This is a genomic window from Sporolactobacillus pectinivorans, assembly GCF_002802965.1.
GTDB classification, from domain to species: domain Bacteria; phylum Bacillota; class Bacilli; order Bacillales; family Sporolactobacillaceae; genus Sporolactobacillus; species Sporolactobacillus pectinivorans.
Genome location: NZ_NXGA01000001.1, coordinates 18,232 through 41,505, shown reverse-complemented (window position 1 = coordinate 41,505; position 23,274 = coordinate 18,232). Strand labels below are relative to the sequence as shown.

The following is a 23,274-nucleotide window of genomic DNA, read 5'->3' as shown; positions in this document are numbered from 1 at the left end:
CGTCACCTTTTCGAACGGAATCTTGCAGATCATTTATTCTCCAAGACTTCAACCCGCTTTTCGAGTCTCTCTATCAGTTTGTAATTTGTGATGATGCGCTTGATCAGATTCAGTTCAGCCTGAGCTGTCATCACATGATCCTGTGCGTGAACCATCAGAAAACTTGGCGTATGGCCCTCGCTGGCACTGCGAATGGTTTCGGTCTGCCATTTATGCCCTTGAAGGAATTCCTGTTCAGCAGCATCAATATGCTTCTGCGCTTCATCAAAATTGAAATCTTCTGCGGCATCCAGAGCTTCATAAGCTTCACCCCGGGCGTTTCCGCCATGAAGGATCAGTTGGAAAACCGCTGCTTCAGATCGATCTGTCATTTTTCACCCTCCAATCTAAACGATATAGCGCTGTTATTTTGCTTCGGCTGCTTTTTCAACCGAGTCTTCGGCGCCTTCTTTTTCCTGCTGAACCAGCTGCGCTTCATATTTCTTGAAGAAAGGCCAGTAGATTAGTGCAGCGATGGCAGCGTCAACAACCTGAATCAGGCCGGCGAAGAAGTGTCCGCCCGTTGCGATAAACCCGCCGAGGAAGATCGGAACAGTGAATGGCGGCTGAATGATTACAGGAGGAAGTGCGCCCGTGGCAAACAAGATATAGTTGAGCGTGACAATGATTGTAGGTCCGAGAATGAACGGAATGAACATAATCGGGTTCAAGACAATCGGGAGACCGAAAAGAATGGGCTCGTTGATGTTAAAGAGCGTCGGAATGATAGCAGTGCGCCCAATCTGCTTGATTTGCTTCGAAGCAGAGAAGAGCATAAAGATCGCAAGGCCGAAAGTTGCGCCGGAACCGCCGATATGAGCGAACATATGGAAGAATGGTTCCACAACGATACCATGAGCAGCCTGGCCGGCGGCAACTGCTTTAGCGTTTGCCGCCAGGTTGCTCATCCAGAACGGGTAGACGACAGATGAAACAACGTTCATACCATGGATCCCCATGAACCAGAGCAGCAGCATCAGAAGAATCATGCCGAGAGCGGCGGGATATGAGTTGGATGCCGAAACCAAGGGCTTAAAAAGTTCAAGTACTGCCTGCGGAATCGTAATGTGAAGGTTGGCCCAGCAGATCCATTCCAGCGCCCATACAAGCGGCAGTGTAATCATGAATGGAACAAGGGCGCGAAAGACACGCATGACATAAGGAGGAACCCCTGCAGGCATTTCAAACGCAAAGCCCTTACTGATCAGAAAACGCATAAATTCAGTCGTCAGAATGCCTAAGATGATTGCAACGAACAGCCCCTGGCCACCTAGATAGTTAAGAACATCGCCAAAAGGAACTTTCGTGATATCCGTTACAGGGAACGCAGTCATGAAGAATGCCAGCATTGAAAGCATGCCGGACATTACCGAGTCAAGTTCGCGGCGTTCACCTAAGCTGTAGCCAACACCAAAGGCAACAGTGATGGCCATAATGCCGAATGTCAGGTTAAAAGGAAACATGATCTGCGGCGTGATTGGTGCGACGGCATGCGCCCAGGCCTGAATGATCGGCCAGTTTACCGAAGTCGGCGGATTGGCTACAATCAGGAACAGTGCTCCGGTAAGAATAACGGGCAGTGCAAAGATGACAAAAGCATCACGGATGGATTGCAGGTAGATATTCTGAGCCATTTTACCAAGAGGACCCATGAATTTATCCTCTATCCAGTCAATTACATCGTTCATATTTTATTTCCCCCCAATTAATGAATCATTTGTTTTTTAATATTTCCAGCACTTGGTCAAGAACTCGGTCACCGTCCATCAGACCAAAAGCACGTTGATCGACAAGCTCAACCGGAACATCGTTTGCGTCTCCGATTTTGGTCACTTCTTTCCTGAGGTGGCGGACTTGCGGTTCCAGAAGTGCAACATCATATTCTGAGGCTTTCTTCTTGAATTCCCCCGTACCCCCGGCATCGGCAGTCAATTCAATATTCCTTTTCTTTGCAGCTTTCTCAACCTGAACGGCCAGCTGGCTTGAAGTCGCACCCCAGCTGCAAAGGATGATCAATTTGATCGGTTCGCTCATCATTAATCCCCTCCTAAAAATGTGTGTTTTGTTATTTTAAATCGAGGCCGAACAGACAAAAAAGTAAACACGTCATGAAAAATAATAGCTACTTACGATTAACAGCTTTCTTTGCAAAAATTGTCTTTGCCATTGCATCAATGCGCTTGTAATTGCGGAAGATCCACTGACTGAACCAGGTGGTCAGGAAAAAAACAACTGCAAAGCTGATACCGAACAAGAGCAATGCCAAACTGTGCGACTGTTTCATCAGTACACTGAAAAGACCATAACCAACCCAAATGATAGAAAAAACACTGACATAAAATTTAGCAAAACTGCTCATGTTCCTCACCTCCTTGTCTGTTTGCCGTACACTTTATAACAAGCAAATTTCATGCCAATGTGGATGAAGAGACGGCACTGTGGACACGCTTGCTGGGGAGCGCCGTCCTTAAGCCATAAAAAAAGAGAAAAACCTCTGCCGTTTTTGCCGAAGTTTTTCTCTTTGCACGGTGATTCAAACTGTGCAAGTGATTATGTTGAGTGTGCAAACGCTTTTACACAAACTGTTACACAGTACTCTGATCCCTTTTTCCAAGTATTATTAAGGCATTCCTGAGCCGCATCGTGAAACTGATCCTGAATGTTGATTCAAGTTGCTTAAAGAGCGGTCCCCATACTTCCTGGTCTTTCTGGCTGACAGCAGTCTGGCTGTTCGGCTGATCTTCAGGAAGAAAAGATTCGGTTGAACCGGCAAGGCCGGACTGAATCATTTGGTCAACCAGACTGCCCAGATGCATCCACATGCCCAGTTCCATATCATTATCCCAATGGTAGAAGATCTTTATCTGTTCGGAACTGGAGGATATGGCTTGAAAGAAGGCTCGCGGATTCAAAAATTGTGTTATTTTTCCAAGACCCGTGCTGGCGAGCAGCATCAATTCCTGCTCACCTGCTGATGATTCCGGCAGCCGAGAGACAGCAGGTACAACTGCAGGACGTGAAATCTCCAGCAACTTATGCAACCGGGTATGTCCGTCATCTGTCAGCAATTCAAGGGCGGGGATAAACGGAATATCGTTGAATGCCACCTGCACGGTGCCGACAATCGCAATAATTCGGTACTGGTTCCGAAAAGTTTCAAGCATTGCGGAGTCTTTCGATACCGGATCGATACGAATGGCTCTTACAGCAACATCACCGTCTTCAACGGAGAGCTGCTCGGTGAGCCAGTCATGGAGCAGCTGTGCTGTTCCTTCTCCTGTGAAGCATACGGTAACGATCAGCCTCTGTCTTTCTTCGCGATGTTCCGGCAGCTGACTTTCTGGAGCGAGGGCAATAAAAGCCGATCTTGCCGAATTGTAGACCGCTTTCAGACTATTATCGGCGATTAATGATTTTCGGCCTGCTTCAATCAACATCGGCAGATTGACGTTAGCCAATGTCCGGATCGGGATACCAAGATCCTGACTGAGTGCATCTCCCATTGTGACCAACGAACCGATATCGACAAGCATCAATATTCCGGAATAGTTTTTTTGCTGCATGATCAGCTGGCGGACTTTTTTATAGGTTATACCCGTTGCCTCGGTAAGCGGCATGTTCACCGGATGGATCACCGGGCTTCCGAGCAGATAGTTGGTTACTTCAGCCATTGAACTGGCTGTTGACCGCCCATGTGTAACAAGATAAACGGCGACGCCGTTCTCTCGCTTGTATTCCGGCAATGTTGACGCCATCAAGTGTGCAAGCAGCTCTTTTTCACGTTCCGGCAGCTGAAGGTGAATCCTTTTTTCAAGAAAGTCTGCAAGCTTCTCTGCCGCCGTCCTGTAAACAGAACCGGCGTGAGGCACAGCTGGGAGAGGGGAGCTGCTGCCTTTCCTTACTTGCCGGCGATATGCTTCCAGATGAAGACCAATGGCGATCAACTGTTTTGTATTATATTCAAAGGGGAACTCATCCCTGAAATAAAATTCTGAATCTCTAAGCGCGTCAAGCAGGTCATGATCGACAAAACGGGCCCAGCCGGGCTCGGATTCCATCCTTTTTTCAGACAGTGACTGCAGCTCTTTAAGGTAATGATTAACCGCGAGCTGCATATCTTGCTCCGAAGACGGGTAATGGGAATAGGGCGGACTTTTTCCCTCCATAGAAGCTAGGATTGAGTAGATATTTTGAATGGGCATCTTTTCGCCCTGGTTCAGAGAGGGGACAAGGTGGGCCGCTTCATGCTCGCGATCACTTTCCGGCAGGCTGCTAAGCACATGAGATGGAAGATCATCGTTCCGGATCGTGACCTCTGCTGTGCTTCCCTGAAGATGGCGCATGAAGGCACGCGCGCAGGATATTTGAATGTCGCTCTTCAGCTGTCCGATATTTCCGGGACAGGCATATTTCGAGAAAGCTTTGCGGCAGTGGTCTTCAATCAGAAGCGGAACTTTCATTTTCTTTGCTTCCTGTTTCAGAAAATGAGTGAGAAAAGTTTCACGCTCCGAGTCCGATCGTTCTCTAAGCGGCGGAATTGACAGTTTGAGAGAAAAACGGCGCAGCAATGTCGGCAGCAAAGTGGATTCCAGGGTTTCAGTCGTGGCACCAATCAGGATCAATTTTGCATGCCTAACGCTGCTTGTTTCACCAAGCCTTCGATACAGGCCCTTATCAATCAGGTAGAAAAGCATTTCCTGACCGCTGGGAGGGAGACGGTGGATTTCATCGAGGAAAAGAATTCCATGGTTAGCCTGCTCTACAAGCCCCGCTTCATCATTCGCTGCTCCTGTAAAGGCGCCCTTCTTAATACCGAAAATATGCCCCATTAATAGCTCAGGATTTTGGGCGTAGTCTGCGCAGTTGAATGTGATGAATGGAGCAGGATTTTTATTCCATGGCTGGGCGGCTGCGATCTTTGCCAGATATTCTGCGAAATAACTCTTGCCGACACCTGTTTCACCGGATAGCAGAATATGGAGTCCCTGCTCTGGGTAGAAAAGGGCAGCCATACCCTTCTCGATAATCGGTTTCAGACTGGCATTAGTTCCGATAAATTGAGTTTCCAGGTGATCCGGCAAACAGATAATTGAACGATTTCCCGACGCTTTGTTTCGCGTATCATCCTCAGTGTCAGGGACAGAATGATCCTGTGATGCCAGCAAGTAGCGGACGGGTTTGCCCCCGGATTTGATTAATTTCCGATTCTTCGTCAGTTCATTCAAATAGCGGCTTGCAGTAGAACGGTCGAGACGCAAAGATTCGGCAAGATCGGCAGCAGTCAGGCCGTCTTTCCAATTGTTGATATGCTGTTGAATCGTTGAATAAATTTTATCAATTTTTTGCATGAAGTCATTACCCCTAACTCATGATAGCGGTTACTATTTATGATTCAAAAATTAAGAAGTAATAATAGCTTCGTATCCATTCTATATCATGGTATTCGAAAGAATAAAGAACAATATCTTAAACATTAGGTGCAAAAAAAACAGAGGTGCTTATCCACCCCTGGATTTGAAAATCATGGTTTAATATGATTATTGCTGAAGCGATTCAATAATAAATTTAGAAGAATTGGAATTGTTCTTTTCCGATACAGGTTACCGGCGTAAAGCCTTTGCCTCTTCAAAACTTTTCCGGAGATCAAGCGCCACCTCGGGATAATCAGTAATCATGGCGTCAATTCCCATTTCGAACGTGCGTTGCATATTTTTAGGTTTGTTCACGGTCCAGGCGCGGACTTTAATACCATGCTCCTGAAGCTGTGCCGAGGTTTCAGTCAAAGCGGAAGCCTCCCATAAGTGCTGAGCAGATGCCCCTACCTGTTCAGTGTAGCGCCAGGGATCAGCGAGCCTTTCCCAGAGAAGCAGGGCAACGTCGGCACTTGGATCGATATGTTTCATCCGGATCAGTGATTCGTGATTGAAAGATGAGTAAACAACAGGCAGATTAGAGCGGTAAAGGTCGATCAGGCGCACAACTTTTTCCTCAATTCCAGGATAAACATTATGATCTGTCTTGAACTCGACATTCAGAACGCCGGGAAAATCGGAAAGCAGGTCAAGCACCTCTTTAAGTGTCGGCACGCGTTCACCTCTGAACTGCGGGGAAAACCAGGAACCGGCATCCAGCTCTTTCAGGTCGTTTACTGTAAAGCTTTTGATCTGTCCCTTGGCATTCGTTGTCCGGTTTACTTTTTCATCGTGCATGACCACAACTTCCTGATCTTTTGTTAAGTGGACATCCAATTCGATTCCGTCACTTCCGACATGCATCGCTTCCTCAAATGCAGAGAGCGTGTTTTCCGGACGGTTTGACTTACTTCCGCGGTGGGCAAAAATCGCAGTCTTCATGAAAGTACCCCCTCGTTACTGTAACAAGCGGTTTATGATTAAGCTTCAGTACAAATCGCCTAAAATAGATATCGATCAAACAATATTCAATCTGACCGCACGTGTATTGTCTGCCACGCAGCGTAAATTTTTCGGGCCTTTTTGAACAGTGAATGTCGGTGAAATATTAACTAACTACTAACTTGCCTGTGTCGGATGTCATGTTTATTTTTGTTATGGCCGCCATCCGTTTTGACTGCACAAAGTGGCCGGGTATAGTCTTCAGTACATTAAGTTATGCAGATTATAATGCATTAGCTAATAAAATAGCTCAAGGGTTTAAGATACCCTTGGGCAATCATATTATGCGAAATACACTTCGGTGATATTATAACTTTACAAATCCACGGTATTTACTCCCTGTACACTATATAGGCATTCTGGTTCCCTTACAACCTTTTTTCCGTCCTATTGCGCTTGATCTGAATTAAAAGCATCTAAATTTGATGCCTTTACAGACCCTGCTCTTTGCCGCTGTATCGTTGCTGTTGTTTATCATGCTCAAGGTTCATAAAAGATGATACGTTCCACTTGCTTATTTCAATGCAGGTTGCATGTCAATCATAAGGAGCACGTTTTCAAGGATTTTCATGCCTACCTGATCGTTCATCGTCATAATCGATTCCGGGTGGAATTGAACGGCGGCAATCGGCAGGCTCCGATGTTCGACAGCCATGACGACGTGATCCTCGGTTTCCGCTGAAACAAGAAGTTCAGACGGTAACTGTGCAGCGCAGATCGAGTGATAGCGACCAGCTTTAAATCGCTGAGGGATGCCTTTGAAGAGCCGGGATTCGCCGTTCTGAATCACCACAGACTGTTTTCCGTGAGCCGGAACGGGGAGAATATTCAGCTTACCTCCAAAATAGCTGACAATGCCCTGAAGCCCGAGACAGATCCCAAAGATCGGAAGATGACGCTTCAGGCAGAGATCAATGGTATTATTCATATGAAAGCGGCCGGGTTCTCCCGGCCCCGGGGAAAGCACGACGAGATCAATAGGCTCATCTCCTCGTTCGATCAATGTTCGCGCGGCTGGGCTTCTGCATACAGTCACTTTGGCTCCCAAAGTCTGAAAATAACTGGACAATGTGTGGACGAAAGAATCTTCATGATCAACGAAAAGGATGTGAAGCCCATTTCCTGACTTTTGCACTGCGGGAAGGCTAGTTCCATTGCGGTTTACTGATGTCCCTGAAGAATGAAGCGCTGCGACGAGTGCCCCTGCCTTGGTCAGTGTCTCCTGTTCCTCGTTTTCAGGAACGGAGTCATAGAGAAGAGTCGCGCCGACACGAATTTGGGCTGTTCCCCTTTGGAGACGCAGGCATCTCAGTGTAAGCCCGGTATTCATATTGCCATTGAATCCGAACCAGCCGACAGCACCGCCGTACCAGCCGCGGGGTGTTTTTTCATGCTCTTCAATCCATTTGATGGCTTCGAGCTTTGGCGCACCAGTAATTGTTACGGCCCACATATGGCTGATAAATGCATCGAGCGCGTCAAAATTTTTCTTGAGAAGGCCCTTGATATGATCCACCGTGTGGAACAAATGTGAATAGGCTTCGATCTGCCGGCGTCCGATGACTTCGACCGAACCGGGAACACAGACTCTTGATTTGTCATTTCGGTCAACATCGGTACACATAGTCAGCTCAGATTCTTCTTTTGCCGATCCAAGCAGTGTCTTGATTTGCTCGGCGTCCTCAATGACTGAACCTTTGCGACGGATGGTGCCGGAGATCGGACAGGTTTCTACCGTGGCTCCATCTACACGGACAAACATTTCTGGCGAGCAGCCGACGAGAAATTCTTCATTGTTCAGATGGATCAAGAATCCGTAGGGACTTGGATTGATGTGCTGGAGGCTCTTGAAGACCTCTGATGGTCTGCTTTTGCACGGCTTGGAAAGGATACGGCTGGGGACGACTTCAAATAAATTACCGCTTTTGAAAGCATGTTTGGCTTCTTGTACCATCTTTGCATAATCACCTGTTTTGTCGGCAAACGACCGGGAAGGCTGAAAGTTCCTGCTGAACGAGCGGAAGGGGAAGCGCTGTCCGGTTCGCTCAATGCCAGCTGTTGACAGATCCCGAAGCCGGAAGTCATAGGAAAGCTTGAAGGCCTCACTCTTCTCTCGGTCAACAACAATAAGCTCGTCTGGAAGATAGAGCTGCAAATCGTTCTGTTCTGTCTCTCTTTTCTTATGAAGGGGAAAAGGCTCAAATTGAAGGATCAGATCGAATCCGAAAGCACCATACAAACCAAGAAAATCATCATTTGTATGAAAAAGCAGCTGAATCTGCCGCAACAGGCTGAAAACGGACGGCTGTTTCGTTCTGCTTTCTTCTTTAATTATGCTGTTGCTGTCCGTATGAATCATGCCGGACAATTCGTCTTTCTTTTTTCTTGTCAATGAAAAGGCCGGATCGCTAAGATTTTCTGAAAAATAGGCAAGGATCACTTGCCCTCTGGTGTTAAGTGCCTTGATATCGAATGTTTTTCCTTTTGCCGTCAACTCAATGGGGGGATTGATAAAACCAATATCCCATCTTGAATAGCGGCCGGGAAAGTTGTAGCTGCTTGAAAATAAAGCGCCTTTATACTCGTCAAGCTGGCCGGTTAGCTGTGAGACAGTCTCATCTGCAGATACAGCCGACTGTCTGCGGATAATCTGCAAATTCTTTTCAGTTGAATAAATGATGGATTCTTTTGACTCATGGAGATGTGACAACAAACTCATTTGGGGACCCCCTGTATAATTGATTTTATACAGAAGAGCATCTTGAATCAGAATGGAAAATTCAAAGACATAATAATCCTGAGGGAGCAATTATTATTGTCCCGATGTGCTTCTCTTCTCAACTCTGCTCTTCTCTGCCTGACTCTGCTAAACTGACTTTATCATACCGTGTAAAGATAAAGAATTCAACAGAGAAAAAACCTGAAGACGTTGACGCCCGATAAGGTCTCATTTAATATGGAAATTACGGTGGGAGAGGAAGAGCAGAGTGACAGATCATGCGCACGTTTTAACCGATAGAGGATCCCTGAATCGCCTATTTGGCATGATGCTTGTCGTTTGCGGAGCGATGCTCTGGGGCGTTTCCGGAAACGTTGCGCAATATTTGTTCAGCGCGCATGGCATTAATCCGGGCTGGATGACTTCGGTCCGCATGCTGAGTGCCGGGGCGCTATTCATTGCTGCGGCGACAACCGTCGAGCGGGGGAAAGTATGGAAAGTTTGGACTGAAAGAAAATCAAGGATCGGCTTGCTGATTTTCGGAACTTTTGGGATGATCGGCGCTCAATACACTTATTTTGAGGCTGTTGCTGCCGGGAACGCTGCTACGGCCACGCTTCTGCAATATCTTAATCCGGTCATTATTATCGTCTACTTTCTGATTAAGTGGAAAAAAAGGCCGACCGGAAGAGAGCTATCAGCCATTTGCCTGGCTCTTACCGGAGTGTTTCTTCTTGTGACCAAAGGACATCTTGACCAGATTTCAATCGCACCGGCTACACTGTTCTGGGGAATTTTATCAGCATTTGGTGGAGCGGTTTATTCAACCCAGCCTGCTGCACTGCTTAAAAAGTGGGGAGCAGCGGTGATTGTCGGCTGGGGCATGATTGTTGGCGGACTTACCATGAGTTTTTTTTATCCACCATGGATTTTTCATGGGCAGCTGACCCCGGAAACATTATTTGGTGTAGCTTTTGTCATTTTATTTGGCACGCTTGCCGCATTTTATCTTTACCTGGTGAGCCTGAAATTTTTGAGACCCATTGAAACAAGCCTGTTCGGCTGTGCGGAGCCGTTGTCAGCGGCGGTCGTCAGTGTGGTCTGGCTGAATGTTCCCTTTACGGCACTGGATTGGCTGGGTGCAGCCTGTATTGTGTCAACGGTAGTTGTCCTGTCATGGTCGCGGAAGGCAGGGCAACGACACATAGAGATCAGGAATTAAGAAAAATGCTGTCGGTTGTTGGGAATTTCCCGGGAAATTTCGCAATTTTTTTTATTATGATCCTATAATTTGAGTGTTGCAACTTTTGCCAGGTTAGCATAGAATCAGTATGCACAAGGAAAGTTTTTTATAGGAAAACTGCCGTTTATCAACAAAATTGTATTGACAGAAAATGGGCATTCGAGTGAACCGAGAGATTTCGCTCAGAGCCCTTTCTTTTTGAAAGACGGTTTATTCATATCATTATTTTGAATTCATTTTGAAGGTGAAAAATTTATGCTTACGAAAATTAAGAGGCTGCTGATTGGCAGACCGCTTAAGTCAAATGAATCGCACAGCCAAAAATTGAATAAATTAAAAGCGCTGGCTGTTCTGTCATCTGACGCCCTTTCATCAGTTGCATATGGACCTGAACAGATTTTGATTGTACTCATTGCAGCGGGCGGCGCTGCGCTGTGGTATTCGTTGCCGATAGCACTTGGCGTCCTTGTATTATTGGTGGCACTGGTTCTTTCCTATCGCCAGATTATTTTCGCTTATCCTCAGGGCGGCGGCGCCTATATGGTTTCAAAAGAAAACTTGGGTACCAATTTTGGCCTGACGGCAGGCGGCTCACTGCTGGTCGATTACATCTTGACTGTGGCCGTTAGTGTTTCTGCTGGTACGGATGCGATCACGTCGGCATTTCCGGCCCTTCACGCTCATGCAGTTTTGGTTGCGGTGATTATCGTTGTAATCATTACCGTTCTGAATCTGCGGGGATTGACGGATTCTGCGACCTTGCTTTCTTTTCCAGTATACTTTTTCGTATTGATGATGTTTCTTGTAATTGGTGTCGGTTTTTTTGAAGCCGCAACCGGACATGCGGTTCCGGTTCATCCTCATGCAGCGATCGGTACTCCGGTTATGGGTATTGGCCTGTTTCTGTTGCTGCGTGCCTTTTCATCCGGCTGTACGGCTTTAACCGGTGTTGAGGCAATCTCAAATGCGATTCCAAGCTTTAAAGATCCTGCACCTAAAAATGCAGCTAAAACTCTGCTGATGATGGGCGGGATTCTTGCTCTTCTTTTGAGTGGCATTGTTTTTCTTTCTTATTGGTATGGCATTCACCCGATGAGCAATCAGACAGTGCTCTCCCAGCTTGGTGGGACAATATTCGGCAGAAATGTTTTCTACTATCTGATTCAGGTGTCGACGGCACTTATACTTGTGCTTGCAGCGAATACAGGCTATTCTGCTTTTCCGATGCTTGCCTTCAACTTGGCAAAGGATAAGTATATGCCCCGTCCATTTAAGATAAAAGGAGATCGCTTAGGTTATTCGAATGGGATTATCACGCTCGGTGTGATGTCTATTATACTGATTATTATTTCCGGCGGAAGGACGGAGAACCTGATTCCACTCTATGCGGTCGGCGTGTTTATTCCCTTCTCGCTGTCTCAGACAGGCATGATCGTCCATTGGGTGAAAGAAAAGCCGAAGGGCTGGCTATCTCGACTTCTCACTAACTTTATTGGCGCACTGATCTGCTACTTGATTCTGATCATTTTCTTCCTGACAAAGTTCAGCCAGATCTGGCCGGTTTTGATTTTTGTTCCTATTGTCATTATAATTTTTCATAAAATCCATCAGCACTATATGCACGTGGCAGAGCAATTGCGCGTCAATTTATCCATACCTCTGCGCTCAATCAATACGACAGATAATATTATTGTTGTCCCGGTTGCGGGAATCACTAAAGTTGTCGAACAATCATTGACTTATGCCAAGTCGCTCTCCGGCAATGTGATTGCTGTGTATGTGGGGGACAGTCCTGAGGCAATTGAAAAAATGGAGCGGGAGTGGAAAGAATGGAATACAGGCATCCGTCTTGTTACCCTTCATTCGCTTTACCGCAGCATTGTTAGTCCGCTTGACCGCTTTGTCGATACGATAAAGTGGAAGGCAGATAAGGATGGCGCAACTGTCACGGTTGTATTCCCGCAGTTTTACACGAAAAAATGGTGGCAGAGTCTGCTGCACAACCAGTCTGGCGTGCTGATCAAGGCCAGCCTGATCCGTCATGCCGATGTTGTCATTGCAACAGTTCCGTTCCACTTTAAAAAGTAAATGATTTATAGACGGGTGATTATTTGACTTGGCAAAATCGTTTTGGCGGTTTTGCTTTTTTTTTAATGGTTTAAGGGGTGATGCTTTGGATTATCGCGACTGGATTATCTTGCAGAGGCTCTATGAAAAGAAAAATATGACGCAGACCGCTCAGAGTCTGTACATTTCTCAACCGACATTAAGCCATCGGTTGCAACAGATTGAAAAAGAATTTGGCGTAACGATCGTTAATCGCGGCCGACGAGGTGTTCAGTTTACACCGCAGGGCGAGTATCTGGCGGGTATCGCCGATCGCGTGCTTAACGTCATTCGGACAGCAAAAGAACATGTAGCCGATATGTCTGAAGATGTTGTCGGGACACTTTCTATCGGTGTGTCGGACTCATTCACTTACCACAAGCTTCCTCTTGTGCTTAAGCGCTTTAAAGATCATTATCCTAAGGTCGAGTTTAAAGTTGTGACTCACCGCAGCGGCGATATTTTGCAGCGTGTCTATCGTCAGGAAGTGTATATCGGGATTATCCGTGGCCATTATCATTGGAAAGGTGAAAAAAGCCTGCTCTTTTCTGAAAAACTTTGTCTGATTTCAAAAGATAAAATCAAAATGGATAAATTGCCTGAACTTCCGCGTATTGATTATCACTCAGATTATGAGCTAAGAGCGTCTGTTGATGACTGGTGGGCGAAACATTTTTCAGAACCGCCACGCGTCAGCATTGAGGTGGACAAAGCGGATATGTGCAAGGAAATGGTTTTGAGCGGATTAGGTTACGCGATCGTTCCAAGCCTGATTATCAGTCCGGAAGATCAGCTCGAATCGGTGGATCTGCTCAATGGGAACGGTGAACCTATTTTGCGTGAAACTTGGCTGATCTACTTCAAGGAAATGCTGACTTTGAATGTTGTCCGCGCTTTTGTTGACTTTATTGTGTCACCGGGAGCCTTGGATGAATAAAACCGAACCTATGGCATCAAATGGCATCAAAAATTTTATGCGGTTTTTAATGCCATAAACTCTTGGCGACAGGTTGAATGCTTCTATTGACTTTGGAGGAAAAAAGTTCCGGCAGTACTGCAGCGGTGTTTTAATCAGCAATCGGACTCCGTTTTGTTTCTTGATTTTTTCAGCCAGCCATTTATTTTCTTGATGGCTGTTGATTTAAATATGGTATTTTACCAATGGCAGGTCGACGGCTATGCTTATTTTATAAGTACAGTGTAAGTCCCGGTATAACAAGCCCGGGAATCGGAGGGAATGAATCGACAAATGAAAATGAGTTTTAGATTGGGCCGGAGCAACCTGATTTTTATAATAATTAGCGGCATCGGCGGACTCGTCCTGTCACTGACCGGCCTGTCGATCGGCTGGATGATTGGTACATTGATTGTTGCTGGGATACTTTCACTTTTGAATCCGAAACTGATCAGGGGTCTCCACCGTGAAAAAGGACTTGAAGGCTATTGGCTTAGAACCGGTCAACTTCTACTCGGCATCGAGATTGGCCAGCAAATCAATTTATCGGTAATTAATGTTTTGACCCAGGGTTGGCTGACGATAACAGCGATGATTCTGATTTCAATTATTTTATCACTAGCGAGCGGCTTTGTTCTGTTTCACTTTAGCAAGACGGATCTGATCACGAGCCTGTATGGGACGACTCCTGGAGGGCTGTCTTCAATGCTTGGCATCGCGGCCGACGTTGGTGCAAATGTGGCCATCGTCAGTATTATACAGACAATGCGGGTCATTCTCGTTGAAGGTACGATCCCAGTCACTGTTTCTGCATGGAGCGGGCTGGGCAGCGGGAAGGCGGTCGTTAGCGGAGTGGCAGCGACGCTGAATCCTGTGACAGCAGCAGGGCTCATTTTTGCTGTGGTGATCGCTGCTTCGGGTGCTTTAGCAGGCAAAAAGTTGCGTATGCCGGCTCCGTGGCTGCTGGGGAGCATGCTTGGCGTGGGTATCGCCCAGGCTTTGACGGGTTTGATAGCGGGGAAAAATTTGCCGATTTGGTGGCCTCATGATCTGATCATTGTCGCTCAATTAATGATTGGCGCAAGTGTCGGAGCGCGCCTGAATCGTAAAATGTTCGCGGGCGTCGCGCGAACGGTCGTCATGGGTTTGCTCGGGTCGCTTGGCCTGATGGCGGCGATGTTCCTGTGCGCCCTACTTGTGACCGATGTGACCGGTATTGATCCGGTTACCTCTATCCTGGCCTTTTCGCCCGGCGGTATTGATGTCATGGCCGTGACATCGGTGGTGCTTCATGCCAATTCCACTTTTGTCGTTGCGGTACAAGTGCTGAGGGTTCTTGCCATCTGTATCATTCTCCCGCCGTTTTTCAGCCTGATGGCCCGGCACCAAAAACATTCCGAGCAGCAAACAAAAGTCTCGTCGGGTTAATCCGACGAGACTTTTTTCCAAATCAGTACGCCGTTTTGATCCACCCAAGCACTGACTACGCATAGGTAGCAGAAAAGATCCGAAAAGCGAGGGGCAGAGCATCGGAAATTGATGGACTTGAATAAATGAAAAGAAGAACCTCCTGAGAGCACTCACAGGAGGTTTTTTATGCTTTGAGATTTATGAACCAAGATCAACGAGGCCCGTTTCCTGGTCAGACAGGCCAAATAGGCATCAGGAAAATTCTTCATCATGGGTTTAAGCAAATCTTAAGATTGTCCACTTAAACTGAGAACATTCAAAGAGTTATTTGCGAACAGCGAAGGGAGCATTTGTAATGAAACGGGTCTGGATAACGATCATTGTTCTTATACTTATTGTCGGAGGAGGGGCATTCTGGTTTCTCACACAAAACAAATCTGCAGCTGCACAAGTTTTGTACCCAACAACGACGGTGCAGAAAGGAACGATTGAAACGGATGTCAGCGGTTCTGGGGATCTCGTGCCTGCCACTGATGAGGATATAACCATCGGATCAGGTGATGCCTCGAAAACTATTTCTACAGTTGATGTAGCAGCGAATGACACCGTCAAGCAGGGCGCTGCGCTGCTGACGTATACGGACGGGACAACCCTAGACGCGCCTGCCGCAGGGACAATTACCACTGTGAATGCGTACGCTGGACAAAGGGTCACTGTGGGCCGGGCTGTGATGCATCTGACCAATTACAGTGATCTGAACACTGTACTTCAGATTGATGAGCTCGATATACCGAAAGTTAAGGACGGACAGAACGTAGCGGTGACTGTGAATGCTTATCCGAGCAAAACATTCAGCGGAACAGTGACATCAATTGCAGCGGAGGGAACCGATACGAATGGTGTATCCACTTTCAATGTAACGGTTCACCTGAACAGTTCGTCAGGTCTGAAACCCGGCATGACGACAACCGGGAATATCGTACTTCAAAAAAAGGCTAACGTGCTTTACCTGCCAACCGGAGCAGTTCATCAGGCCGGCAATCAGTCTTACGTTTACCTTTCATCAAATACGGCTTCTCAGAGTCAGCAAAGCGGCTTCGGTCGCCGACGCTTGATGAATATGGATACGAAGCAGGGCAGTATGGTAGCGGTCAAAACGGGCATAAGCAACGATCAGTCAATTGAGATCACTTCTGGACTCACAGCCGGACAGTCTGTGCAGCTTACCGCGATCACAAGGCAATCCGGCACGAATTCCACTTCAAATAGTCAGAGCTCATATGGCATGATGAGTGGCTTTGGCGGAGGTCAGGGCTTTGGCGGAGGTCGTGGCTTCGGAGGCGGCGGAGGCCGTGGGTTCGGAAGCGGCACAGGCACTGGTGGTGGACAAGGTAGCCAGATGGGAAATGGAGGCGGCAATGGTCAATGACAGAACCGATCATCACCATGAACCAAATTGAAAAGAGCTATAAATTGGGCGAAAACGTGGTTCATGCATTGGATCATGTCAGTCTGACCATTAAAGACGGCGATTTTTTATCGATCGTCGGCCCGTCGGGATCGGGCAAATCGACACTCATGCATATGATGGGCTGCCTTGATCAACCGGATTCAGGAGAATATGTCCTAGCTGGAAGCCATATTGACAAATTAAAGGATCGGGACCTTGCTGCGATCCGAAATAAGAAAATCGGTTTCATTTTCCAAAATTTTAATCTGCTTGGTAAACTCACAGCCGTGGAAAATGTGGAACTTCCGCTTCTCTATCGGGGCATCAAGGCAAAGGAGAGGCGCGCCCGGGCAATGGTCTGTCTGCAACAGGTGGGGCTCGGAAAGCGGGCAGGTCATCTTCCGAATCAGCTTTCTGGCGGGCAGCAGCAGCGCGTCGCGATTGCCCGGGCACTGACCGGAGAGCCGCAGATACTGCTGGCCGATGAGCCAACCGGTGCGCTTGACAGCCGGACGAGTGAGGAAATTATGGATCTTCTGACGGACCTGAATGAAAAAGGGCGGACGATTATCCTGATCACACATGATCTGCATGTCGCCAGGAAGGCCAAAAGGACGGTCAGTATCCGTGACGGCAGACTGTGGGAAGGAGAACATATCTGATGAATCTGATGACTTCAATAATCATGGCATTCAGAAATATACGTGCGAATAAAACGAGAGCCCTTCTGACGATGCTCGGCATCATTATCGGCGTCGCATCAGTGATTGCTCTTCTCGCAATCGGCCAGGGATCCAGCAAGTCTGTTGCGAATAGCGTTAACAGTCTGGGAACGAACTTGATTACGGTCAATATTACCAATACGGATACACATTTTACAATGGACAAATTGAATCAGGTCGGACAGGTCTATGGTGTTAAGGAAGTCGCTCCGGTGTTGAGCGGCAGAGACACTGTGGCGAACGGCAGTACGTCTTCCACTGTCAGCGTGACAGGAACGACCTCAGCCTATATGAGCATCAGGCAGCTTACGGTGGCGGATGGCCGTTTTATTTCATCTTTTGACGAAAACAACCGGACGAAAAATGTGGTTTTGGGCAGCGACATCGCTCAAACACTGTTTGGCACCCAGTCTCCGGTCAACAAAAACGTCTTAATTAACGGCGAACGTTACAATGTGATCGGTGTGATGAACAGTAAAGGCGGTTCGATGGGCCAGAACAGCGATGATGCGGTATATATTCCATTCTCAACGGCACAGCGGTTAATGGCAACGACGTATATCACGCAATTCTATGCCCAGGCGGATAATCAGAGCGATGTGAACTGGGCAGTGAACGGTATTTCTAGACTGCTTAGTCAGACCTACAGCAGCACGGATGATTACACTGTGGTCAATCAGCAGGATGTCATGCAGGCGATGAGTTCCGTAACCAGCACGATGACGATGCTCTTGGCAGGTATTGCAGGCATTTCGCTGCTTGTCGGCGGCATTGGAATCATGAATATCATGCTTGTGTCGGTGACAGAGCGCACAAGGGAAATCGGTATTCGCAAGGCGATCGGTGCAAAAAACGGTGACATTTTGTTGCAGTTCCTGATTGAATCGGCCGTGTTAAGCATGCTGGGCGGCCTGTGCGGGGTCGCGCTCGGTATTCTGGCTGCGCAGATTTATGCATCGGCTACGGGAGGACTTGCCGTTTACTCGATCTCCGTCATGGCTTTTGCTTTCCTTTTCTCTGCGGCGGTCGGGATCGTGTTCGGAGTGTTCCCGGCGTATAAGGCTTCCCGACTGAGTCCGATCGAAGCATTGCGCACTGAATAAACGGCGGCCTTTTAAAATAGGGCGAAGAACGTGTACAATAATAACTAGAAGAATCTTACGCATGTTAATTTTCGATCAGGAAGAGGATCAGACATGAGACTGCTTGTTGTTGAAGATAACCGCCCACTGCTGAAGGAAATAGTCAGGCTGCTTGCCGACAACTATGATGTGGACTCGGCGGAAAACGGCGAGGAAGCGTTGTATCTGGCGGAACAGAGTATCTACGACGCTCTTGTTCTGGATGTCATGCTCCCCGGGATGGATGGTTTTGAAGTAACGAAACAGCTCCGGGATAAGAACATCGATACACCGATTATTTTTCTGACAGCCCGCGATGCGCTGGATGACCGGGTGAAGGGCCTGAATCTGGGCGGTGATGACTATATTGTAAAGCCGTTTCAGAATCAGGAATTGCAGGCCAGGCTGTCCGCTATTCTGAGACGCAGTTCGCCGATGACGCTGAACCACACATTCTGCTACAAAGGTATTGAGATGGATGATAAGCGCAAACAGGTGACAGTTGATGGCGAAGATCTTCCGCTTACAACAAAACAATACGATCTTCTTGAGTATTTGATCCAAAATGTTGAACAGATCCTGACACGTGAACAGATTTTTGACCGGATCTGGGGATTTGATTCCGATACGACGGTCGGAATCGTCGAAGTATATATTCACCAGCTGCGTAAAAAACTGAAAAAGTATGGTTATGAAGCAGACATTCAGACAGTCAGAGGCATCGGCTATATGCTTTCAGATAAGTGAGTGAAACCGGACGATGTTTAAAAAAACGCTAATTCAATTAACGCTGATCAACGCTGCGCTGCTCATTCTTATGCTTGCGCTGCTCGGCGGAACGATTTACTTTTATGAAAAAAGCATAACCTTCCGGAATAGTGATACGATACTGAAAAATGCCACTCCCGCGCGGGTTTTTGTCATGAGGGGCCCATCGCGCATGCCAGGAGCCGTCGATCCCGGCATGCATGATCCAAGGCTGGTCGGAGCGATCATGGACAAAAATAATAATCCGCTGGTTTCCAGCTTTGGCAATCTGCTGAGCGACGATGAAACAAAACAGTTTTTTAAACCGCTAATGACTTCGGCGAATGATAAAATTATTGAAAAGAAAGCACATGGAAGTTATTATCATGTCCTGTCCCGGACACTGGAATTGAATAGCGGATCTTTTACTGTGATTTACGGCATTGATGTCAGCCCGGAAATGAATCTGCTTCATACGCTGCTGTCGATCATACTTTATGGACTGGCAATCGGGGCAGCACTGTCGCTGGTTGCCGGTTATTATCTGGCGCGGCGGGCGCTCCGGCCGATCCAGAATGCCTGGGATAAACAAAATCGTTTTGTGGCTGATGCTTCGCATGAGCTGCGCACGCCGCTGTCGATCCTGCAGCTGAAAATTGAAGGGCTTCTCAAACAACCGCGTCGGAGAATTCAGGATACAGGCGAAGACATTGCAGTCATGCTCGATGAAACGCGCCGGTTGTCCAAGTTGGTCGGCAATCTGCTGACACTCGCCCGTTCAGATGCCAACCGGCTTGAAGTCAGTCTGAAACCACTGGACCTTGTTTCTGTGCTGGAAAAAGTATCTGAACCTTTTTCAGAGATGGCTGAGCTGGAAGAAAAAAGTTTCAGTCTGAAGAAAGATTCCGCTTCTATCATGATTCTGGCGGATGAACAGCGCATCCATCAGCTGCTCGTGATACTGCTTGATAATGCCATGAAATTCACGCCAAAGGGCGGGAGGATCATCGTGACATGTGACAAAGAAAACAGAATGGCCAGGCTTTCCGTTTCTGACAGCGGGCTCGGCATTGCTGAAGCAGATCTGCCCCATGTCTTTGATCGCTTCTTTCAGGCAGACACCTCGCGAACCGGTCAGAAGGGCACAGGGCTCGGCCTTTCGATCGCTGAGTGGATAGCGAATAAACACAGCGGCAAAATTGAAGTCAGCAGCACTCTTCATAAAGGGACAACGTTTACCGTCCACTTGCCTCTGGTCAAAAAAGAAAATGAAACCAAACGATTGACTTCGGGTGATTCTCTGCATCAATATAAGATAGAAGGAGAGGATACCGATGACAAATCATAAGCTGGAGACAGCAACGTTTGCCGGCGGCTGTTTTTGGTGCATGGTCAAGCCTTTTGACACCCTGCCCGGAATAAAAAAAGTCGTTTCCGGCTATGCCGGCGGGCATGTGGAAAATCCGAACTATGAACAAGTCAAATCCGGCGCAACCGGTCATATGGAGTCCATTCAGATTACCTTTAATCCGGCGGTCTTTCCCTATGAGAAGCTGCTTGAACTTTACTGGACCCAGGTCGACCCAACCGATGACGAAGGTCAGTTTTTTGATCGCGGATCCAATTACCGAACGGCTATTTTTTATCACAGCGAGCAGCAGAAAAAGCTCGCAGAACAATCAAGAAGCGCAATCGCAGAGAGCGGCAGATTCAGGAAGCCAATCGTCACGCGAATTCTCCCTGAGGCTCCTTTTTACCCTGCCGAGGAAGAACATCAGATGTTTTATAAAAAGCATCCGGATCGCTATGCTGAGGAACGTACTGAATCCGGCCGTGATGCTTTTATAGAAGCGAACTGGGGAGAGCAAGGGAAATAAAAAGAAGAAAGCTGATGAAAAGCCTTCATTTGAGGGCTTTTTTCTATTGAATGAACTGGATTGCCGATTCAGTGAAGGTTACTGGAAAATATGCATGATTTTCACGATTTATTAACATCTGTTCTTTTTTGGGGCATTTCAGAATAAGCTGGTTAAGAAATTCCTTGAAAAAGTCCATTTGTTGTTGTAAACTATCTAACAATTAAACAATGTTTGAGTTTTATATTCTTATCAAGAGAAGTCGAGGGACTGGCCCGATGACGCTTCAGCAACCGTCGCCTGGAAATGGTGGCAAGGTGCTAATTCCAGCAGGTACAGAAGTGTGCCTGAGGGATAAGAAGAAATTTGCTGAAAAAGCCTTCTTCTTCCTGAAGAAGGCTTTTATTTCACTAAAATAAAGTAATAAATTTTGACGGATTATAAGCGCGGCTTGGGCCAGAATTTCTGTAATGCTGTCAAGAAACAAAAACAGCGCGGATTGAAAATGATTTCAATGGACGCGGTTGCGGTGAATGGCTGGTCTGTCTGCCGGTGATCACCGCATGATTGACTTCAGCCAGGCAGTCGGGTTGGGAGTGGAAAAATGATGAAGACACCGATTCTTGATGAAATGAAAAAGAGAATTTTAATCGGGGACGGCGCCATGGGGACGCTTTTATATTCTTATGGTATTGACCGATGTTTTGAGGAACTGAATGTGTCCCATGCGGATGAGATTACACATGTTCATCAGGCATATATTCATGCCGGAGCAGATGTGATTCAAACGAACACCTACGGGGCCAATACAATTAAACTGGCGCGCTATGGATTAGAGCATGAGGTGGGGCACTTTAACACGGCAGCAGTTGAGCTTGCAAAAAAAGCAGCAAATCCCGAGACTTATGTGTTCGGCACAATCGGAGGGGTCCGCGGCTTTCAGAAACAGTCTCTGCAGCTGGATGAAATCAAACAAAGTTTTCGGCAGCAGGCGGACACGCTGCTGGCCGGAGGTGTGGACGGGCTTTTGCTGGAAACCTATTATGATTTCAGCGAACTGTGCGAGGTACTGAAAATTGCCAGGAAGGCAACAAGCCTTCCAATCATCGCGCATGTTTCCATGCAGGAGCCCGGCGTCCTGATCAGCGGCATGCCGCTTGCAGAGGCGCTGAGGGAACTTGAGAGCCTGGGGGCTGATATTGTCGGCACAAACTGCCGCCTTGGTCCGTTCCATATGATCCAGGCATTACGCGGAATTCCTTTGCCGAAACGTGCGTTTCTCTCGGCTTATCCGAACGGAAGCCTTCCGGATTATCGTGATGGCAAGCTCCATTATGAAAGCGAACCCGGCTACTTTAAAAAATATGCGATTGATTTCCGCAATGAAGGGATTCGGCTTTTGGGCGGTTGCTGCGGCACAACACCGGTGCATATCGAGGCGTTCAAGCAGGGAATCTCAGAACTGGAACCTATAAAAGAAAAATCCGTAAGCAAACGTATCGACAGAATCATCATTTCAGACAATCATCCGGACACACCGCTTTTTGAAAAAGCCAAAGCGGGGCGTTCCGTTTTTGTTGAATTTGACACACCGAGGCATTTGAATACATCGGGCTTTTTTAAAGGGATCAGAGCGATACAGGATGCCGGAGCAGATGCGGTCACGATGGCAGATAATTCACTGGCTTCACCGAGAATCAGCAACGCAGCCATCGGCCGGCTGATCAAAGAAAAGTTCACCGTCCCTCCGCTTGTCCATCTGACCTGCCGTGACCGGAACCTGATTGGTCTCCAGTCCCATTTGATGGGCCTGGACGTGCTCGGCCTCCATGATTTGCTCGTTGTAACCGGCGATCCGACAAAAATTGGCGATTTTCCCGGTGCAACTTCGGTCTACGACGTATCGTCAATGGAACTGATCAAGCTAGTGAAACAATTTAACCGCGGCATTTCCTACTCGGGAAGAAATTTGAGGCGGCCAACGCATTTCCGTGTGGCTGCCGCTTTCAATCCGAACGTCCGCAATCTTGATCGGGCGGTGCAGCGGCTGAAAAGGAAGATCGAATGCGGAGCGGATTACTTCATTTCTCAGCCCGTGTTTGACAGGCAGCAGATTGTTGAGACAAGCGAAGCACTGCGCGGCGTTTCCGCGCCTGTATACCTTGGCATTATGCCGCTGACTTCGGCACGCAATGCGGAATTTCTTCACAATGAAGTGCCGGGCATCCGCCTTCCGGATGATGTCCGTGACCGGATGGCGAATGCCGAAACTGAAGAAGAGACACGGCATGTAAGTATGAGCATTGCGAAAGAATTGATTGACACAGCCATGGAGTGCTTCAGGGGCATCTATCTGATTACGCCGATGGGCCAATACTCCATGACTGTTGAATTACTTAAGTATGTAAAAGAGAAGGAGCGCCTGCTCCACGCAGTTCTCGGCCGCAGGACAGGAGGTACCGTTTAATCTGCTTCGGGAAAATGTGATCTAAA

18 protein-coding genes and 1 riboswitch are annotated in these 23,274 nt (G+C 47.5%); of the genes, 11 read left to right on the top strand and 7 right to left on the bottom strand.

The genetic code is table 11. The features are described from left to right. Positions 1–29 precede the first annotated feature (29 nt). From COP04_RS00225 to COP04_RS00195, 7 genes are all read right to left on the bottom strand, one after another. Positions 30–371: a PTS lactose/cellobiose transporter subunit IIA gene (locus COP04_RS00225; protein WP_100486070.1), complete on the bottom strand. Its 342-nt coding sequence runs from the start codon at positions 369–371 to the stop codon at positions 30–32. Between the two features lie 33 nt (positions 372–404). Then, entirely contained in the window at positions 405–1,727 is a 1,323-nt protein-coding gene (locus tag COP04_RS00220; RefSeq protein ID WP_100486068.1) for a PTS sugar transporter subunit IIC, read from the bottom strand. A 25-nt stretch (positions 1,728–1,752) separates the two neighbouring features. Then, the gene (locus COP04_RS00215; RefSeq protein WP_239984713.1) at positions 1,753–2,073 is read right to left on the bottom strand and encodes a PTS sugar transporter subunit IIB; all 321 of its coding nucleotides are present in this window, start codon (positions 2,071–2,073) and stop codon (positions 1,753–1,755) included. Positions 2,074–2,161: 88 nt separating this feature from the next. Beyond that, positions 2,162–2,398, bottom strand: coding sequence for a hypothetical protein (locus COP04_RS00210; RefSeq protein ID WP_100486065.1), 237 nt, complete (start codon positions 2,396–2,398; stop codon positions 2,162–2,164). Positions 2,399–2,624: 226 nt separating this feature from the next. Continuing rightward, positions 2,625–5,387 carry a sigma 54-interacting transcriptional regulator gene (locus COP04_RS00205; RefSeq protein WP_100486063.1) on the bottom strand — a complete coding sequence of 921 codons (2,763 nt, stop codon included), beginning with the start codon at positions 5,385–5,387 and terminating at the stop codon, positions 2,625–2,627. 252 nt (positions 5,388–5,639) lie between these two features. Continuing rightward, positions 5,640–6,392, bottom strand: a complete 753-nt coding sequence (locus tag COP04_RS00200) for a glycerophosphodiester phosphodiesterase (RefSeq protein WP_100486061.1) — start codon at positions 6,390–6,392, stop codon at positions 5,640–5,642. Between the two features lie 574 nt (positions 6,393–6,966). Beyond that, entirely contained in the window at positions 6,967–9,171 is a 2,205-nt protein-coding gene (locus COP04_RS00195) for an anthranilate synthase component I (protein ID WP_100486059.1), read from the bottom strand. Between the two features lie 268 nt (positions 9,172–9,439). Between COP04_RS00195 and COP04_RS00190 the strand changes: the two genes are divergently transcribed. From COP04_RS00190 to COP04_RS00140, 11 genes are all read left to right on the top strand, one after another. Then, complete coding sequence (locus COP04_RS00190; protein ID WP_338062817.1) at positions 9,440–10,393, top strand: DMT family transporter; 954 nt, start codon at positions 9,440–9,442, stop codon at positions 10,391–10,393. Positions 10,394–10,669: 276 nt separating this feature from the next. Beyond that, on the top strand, positions 10,670–12,502 hold the full coding sequence (locus COP04_RS00185) for an APC family permease (RefSeq protein ID WP_100486057.1): 1,833 nt from the start codon (positions 10,670–10,672) through the stop codon (positions 12,500–12,502). A gap of 85 nt (positions 12,503–12,587) precedes the next feature. Then, on the top strand, positions 12,588–13,457 hold the full coding sequence (locus COP04_RS00180) for a LysR family transcriptional regulator (protein WP_100486055.1): 870 nt from the start codon (positions 12,588–12,590) through the stop codon (positions 13,455–13,457). 312 nt (positions 13,458–13,769) lie between these two features. After that, positions 13,770–14,903: an AbrB family transcriptional regulator gene (locus COP04_RS00175; protein WP_239984712.1), complete on the top strand. Its 1,134-nt coding sequence runs from the start codon at positions 13,770–13,772 to the stop codon at positions 14,901–14,903. Between the two features lie 337 nt (positions 14,904–15,240). Next, positions 15,241–16,314, top strand: coding sequence for an efflux RND transporter periplasmic adaptor subunit (locus COP04_RS00170; protein ID WP_100486053.1), 1,074 nt, complete (start codon positions 15,241–15,243; stop codon positions 16,312–16,314). Beyond that, positions 16,311–16,997, top strand: a complete 687-nt coding sequence (locus COP04_RS00165; protein WP_100486051.1) for an ABC transporter ATP-binding protein — start codon at positions 16,311–16,313, stop codon at positions 16,995–16,997. The genes COP04_RS00170 and COP04_RS00165 overlap by 4 nt, the downstream gene beginning before the upstream one ends. Further along, on the top strand, positions 16,997–18,160 hold the full coding sequence (locus tag COP04_RS00160; RefSeq protein ID WP_100486049.1) for an ABC transporter permease: 1,164 nt from the start codon (positions 16,997–16,999) through the stop codon (positions 18,158–18,160). Before COP04_RS00165 ends, COP04_RS00160 begins: the two co-directional genes overlap by 1 nt. Before the next feature lie 93 nt (positions 18,161–18,253). Next, positions 18,254–18,925, top strand: a complete 672-nt coding sequence (locus COP04_RS00155; RefSeq protein WP_100486047.1) for a response regulator transcription factor — start codon at positions 18,254–18,256, stop codon at positions 18,923–18,925. 13 nt (positions 18,926–18,938) lie between these two features. Further along, positions 18,939–20,273, top strand: a complete 1,335-nt coding sequence (locus COP04_RS00150) for a sensor histidine kinase (protein WP_100486045.1) — start codon at positions 18,939–18,941, stop codon at positions 20,271–20,273. Then, positions 20,260–20,802, top strand: coding sequence for a peptide-methionine (S)-S-oxide reductase MsrA (gene msrA, locus COP04_RS00145; RefSeq protein ID WP_193437376.1), 543 nt, complete (start codon positions 20,260–20,262; stop codon positions 20,800–20,802). Before COP04_RS00150 ends, msrA begins: the two co-directional genes overlap by 14 nt. 225 nt (positions 20,803–21,027) lie before the next feature. After that, positions 21,028–21,142: riboswitch (SAM riboswitch) on the top strand. A 246-nt stretch (positions 21,143–21,388) separates the two neighbouring features. Then, positions 21,389–23,248, top strand: coding sequence for a bifunctional homocysteine S-methyltransferase/methylenetetrahydrofolate reductase (locus tag COP04_RS00140; RefSeq protein WP_100489459.1), 1,860 nt, complete (start codon positions 21,389–21,391; stop codon positions 23,246–23,248). Positions 23,249–23,274 lie beyond the last annotated feature (26 nt).

Coding starts and splice junctions, on each gene's coding strand:
- COP04_RS00210 (WP_100486065.1), bottom strand. CDS start 2,398: ATGAGCAGTTTTGCTAAATTTTATGTCAGTGTTTTTTCTATCATTTGG.
- COP04_RS00215 (WP_239984713.1), bottom strand. CDS start 2,073: ATGAGCGAACCGATCAAATTGATCATCCTTTGCAGCTGGGGTGCGACT.
- COP04_RS00175 (WP_239984712.1), top strand. CDS start 13,770: ATGAAAATGAGTTTTAGATTGGGCCGGAGCAACCTGATTTTTATAATA.
- msrA (WP_193437376.1), top strand. CDS start 20,260: ATGACAAATCATAAGCTGGAGACAGCAACGTTTGCCGGCGGCTGTTTT.
- COP04_RS00140 (WP_100489459.1), top strand. CDS start 21,389: ATGAAGACACCGATTCTTGATGAAATGAAAAAGAGAATTTTAATCGGG.
- COP04_RS00150 (WP_100486045.1), top strand. CDS start 18,939: ATGTTTAAAAAAACGCTAATTCAATTAACGCTGATCAACGCTGCGCTG.
- COP04_RS00220 (WP_100486068.1), bottom strand. CDS start 1,727: ATGAACGATGTAATTGACTGGATAGAGGATAAATTCATGGGTCCTCTT.
- COP04_RS00165 (WP_100486051.1), top strand. CDS start 16,311: ATGACAGAACCGATCATCACCATGAACCAAATTGAAAAGAGCTATAAA.
- COP04_RS00200 (WP_100486061.1), bottom strand. CDS start 6,392: ATGAAGACTGCGATTTTTGCCCACCGCGGAAGTAAGTCAAACCGTCCG.
- COP04_RS00185 (WP_100486057.1), top strand. CDS start 10,670: ATGCTTACGAAAATTAAGAGGCTGCTGATTGGCAGACCGCTTAAGTCA.
- COP04_RS00225 (WP_100486070.1), bottom strand. CDS start 371: ATGACAGATCGATCTGAAGCAGCGGTTTTCCAACTGATCCTTCATGGC.
- COP04_RS00155 (WP_100486047.1), top strand. CDS start 18,254: ATGAGACTGCTTGTTGTTGAAGATAACCGCCCACTGCTGAAGGAAATA.
- COP04_RS00195 (WP_100486059.1), bottom strand. CDS start 9,171: ATGAGTTTGTTGTCACATCTCCATGAGTCAAAAGAATCCATCATTTAT.
- COP04_RS00205 (WP_100486063.1), bottom strand. CDS start 5,387: ATGCAAAAAATTGATAAAATTTATTCAACGATTCAACAGCATATCAAC.
- COP04_RS00160 (WP_100486049.1), top strand. CDS start 16,997: ATGAATCTGATGACTTCAATAATCATGGCATTCAGAAATATACGTGCG.
- COP04_RS00170 (WP_100486053.1), top strand. CDS start 15,241: ATGAAACGGGTCTGGATAACGATCATTGTTCTTATACTTATTGTCGGA.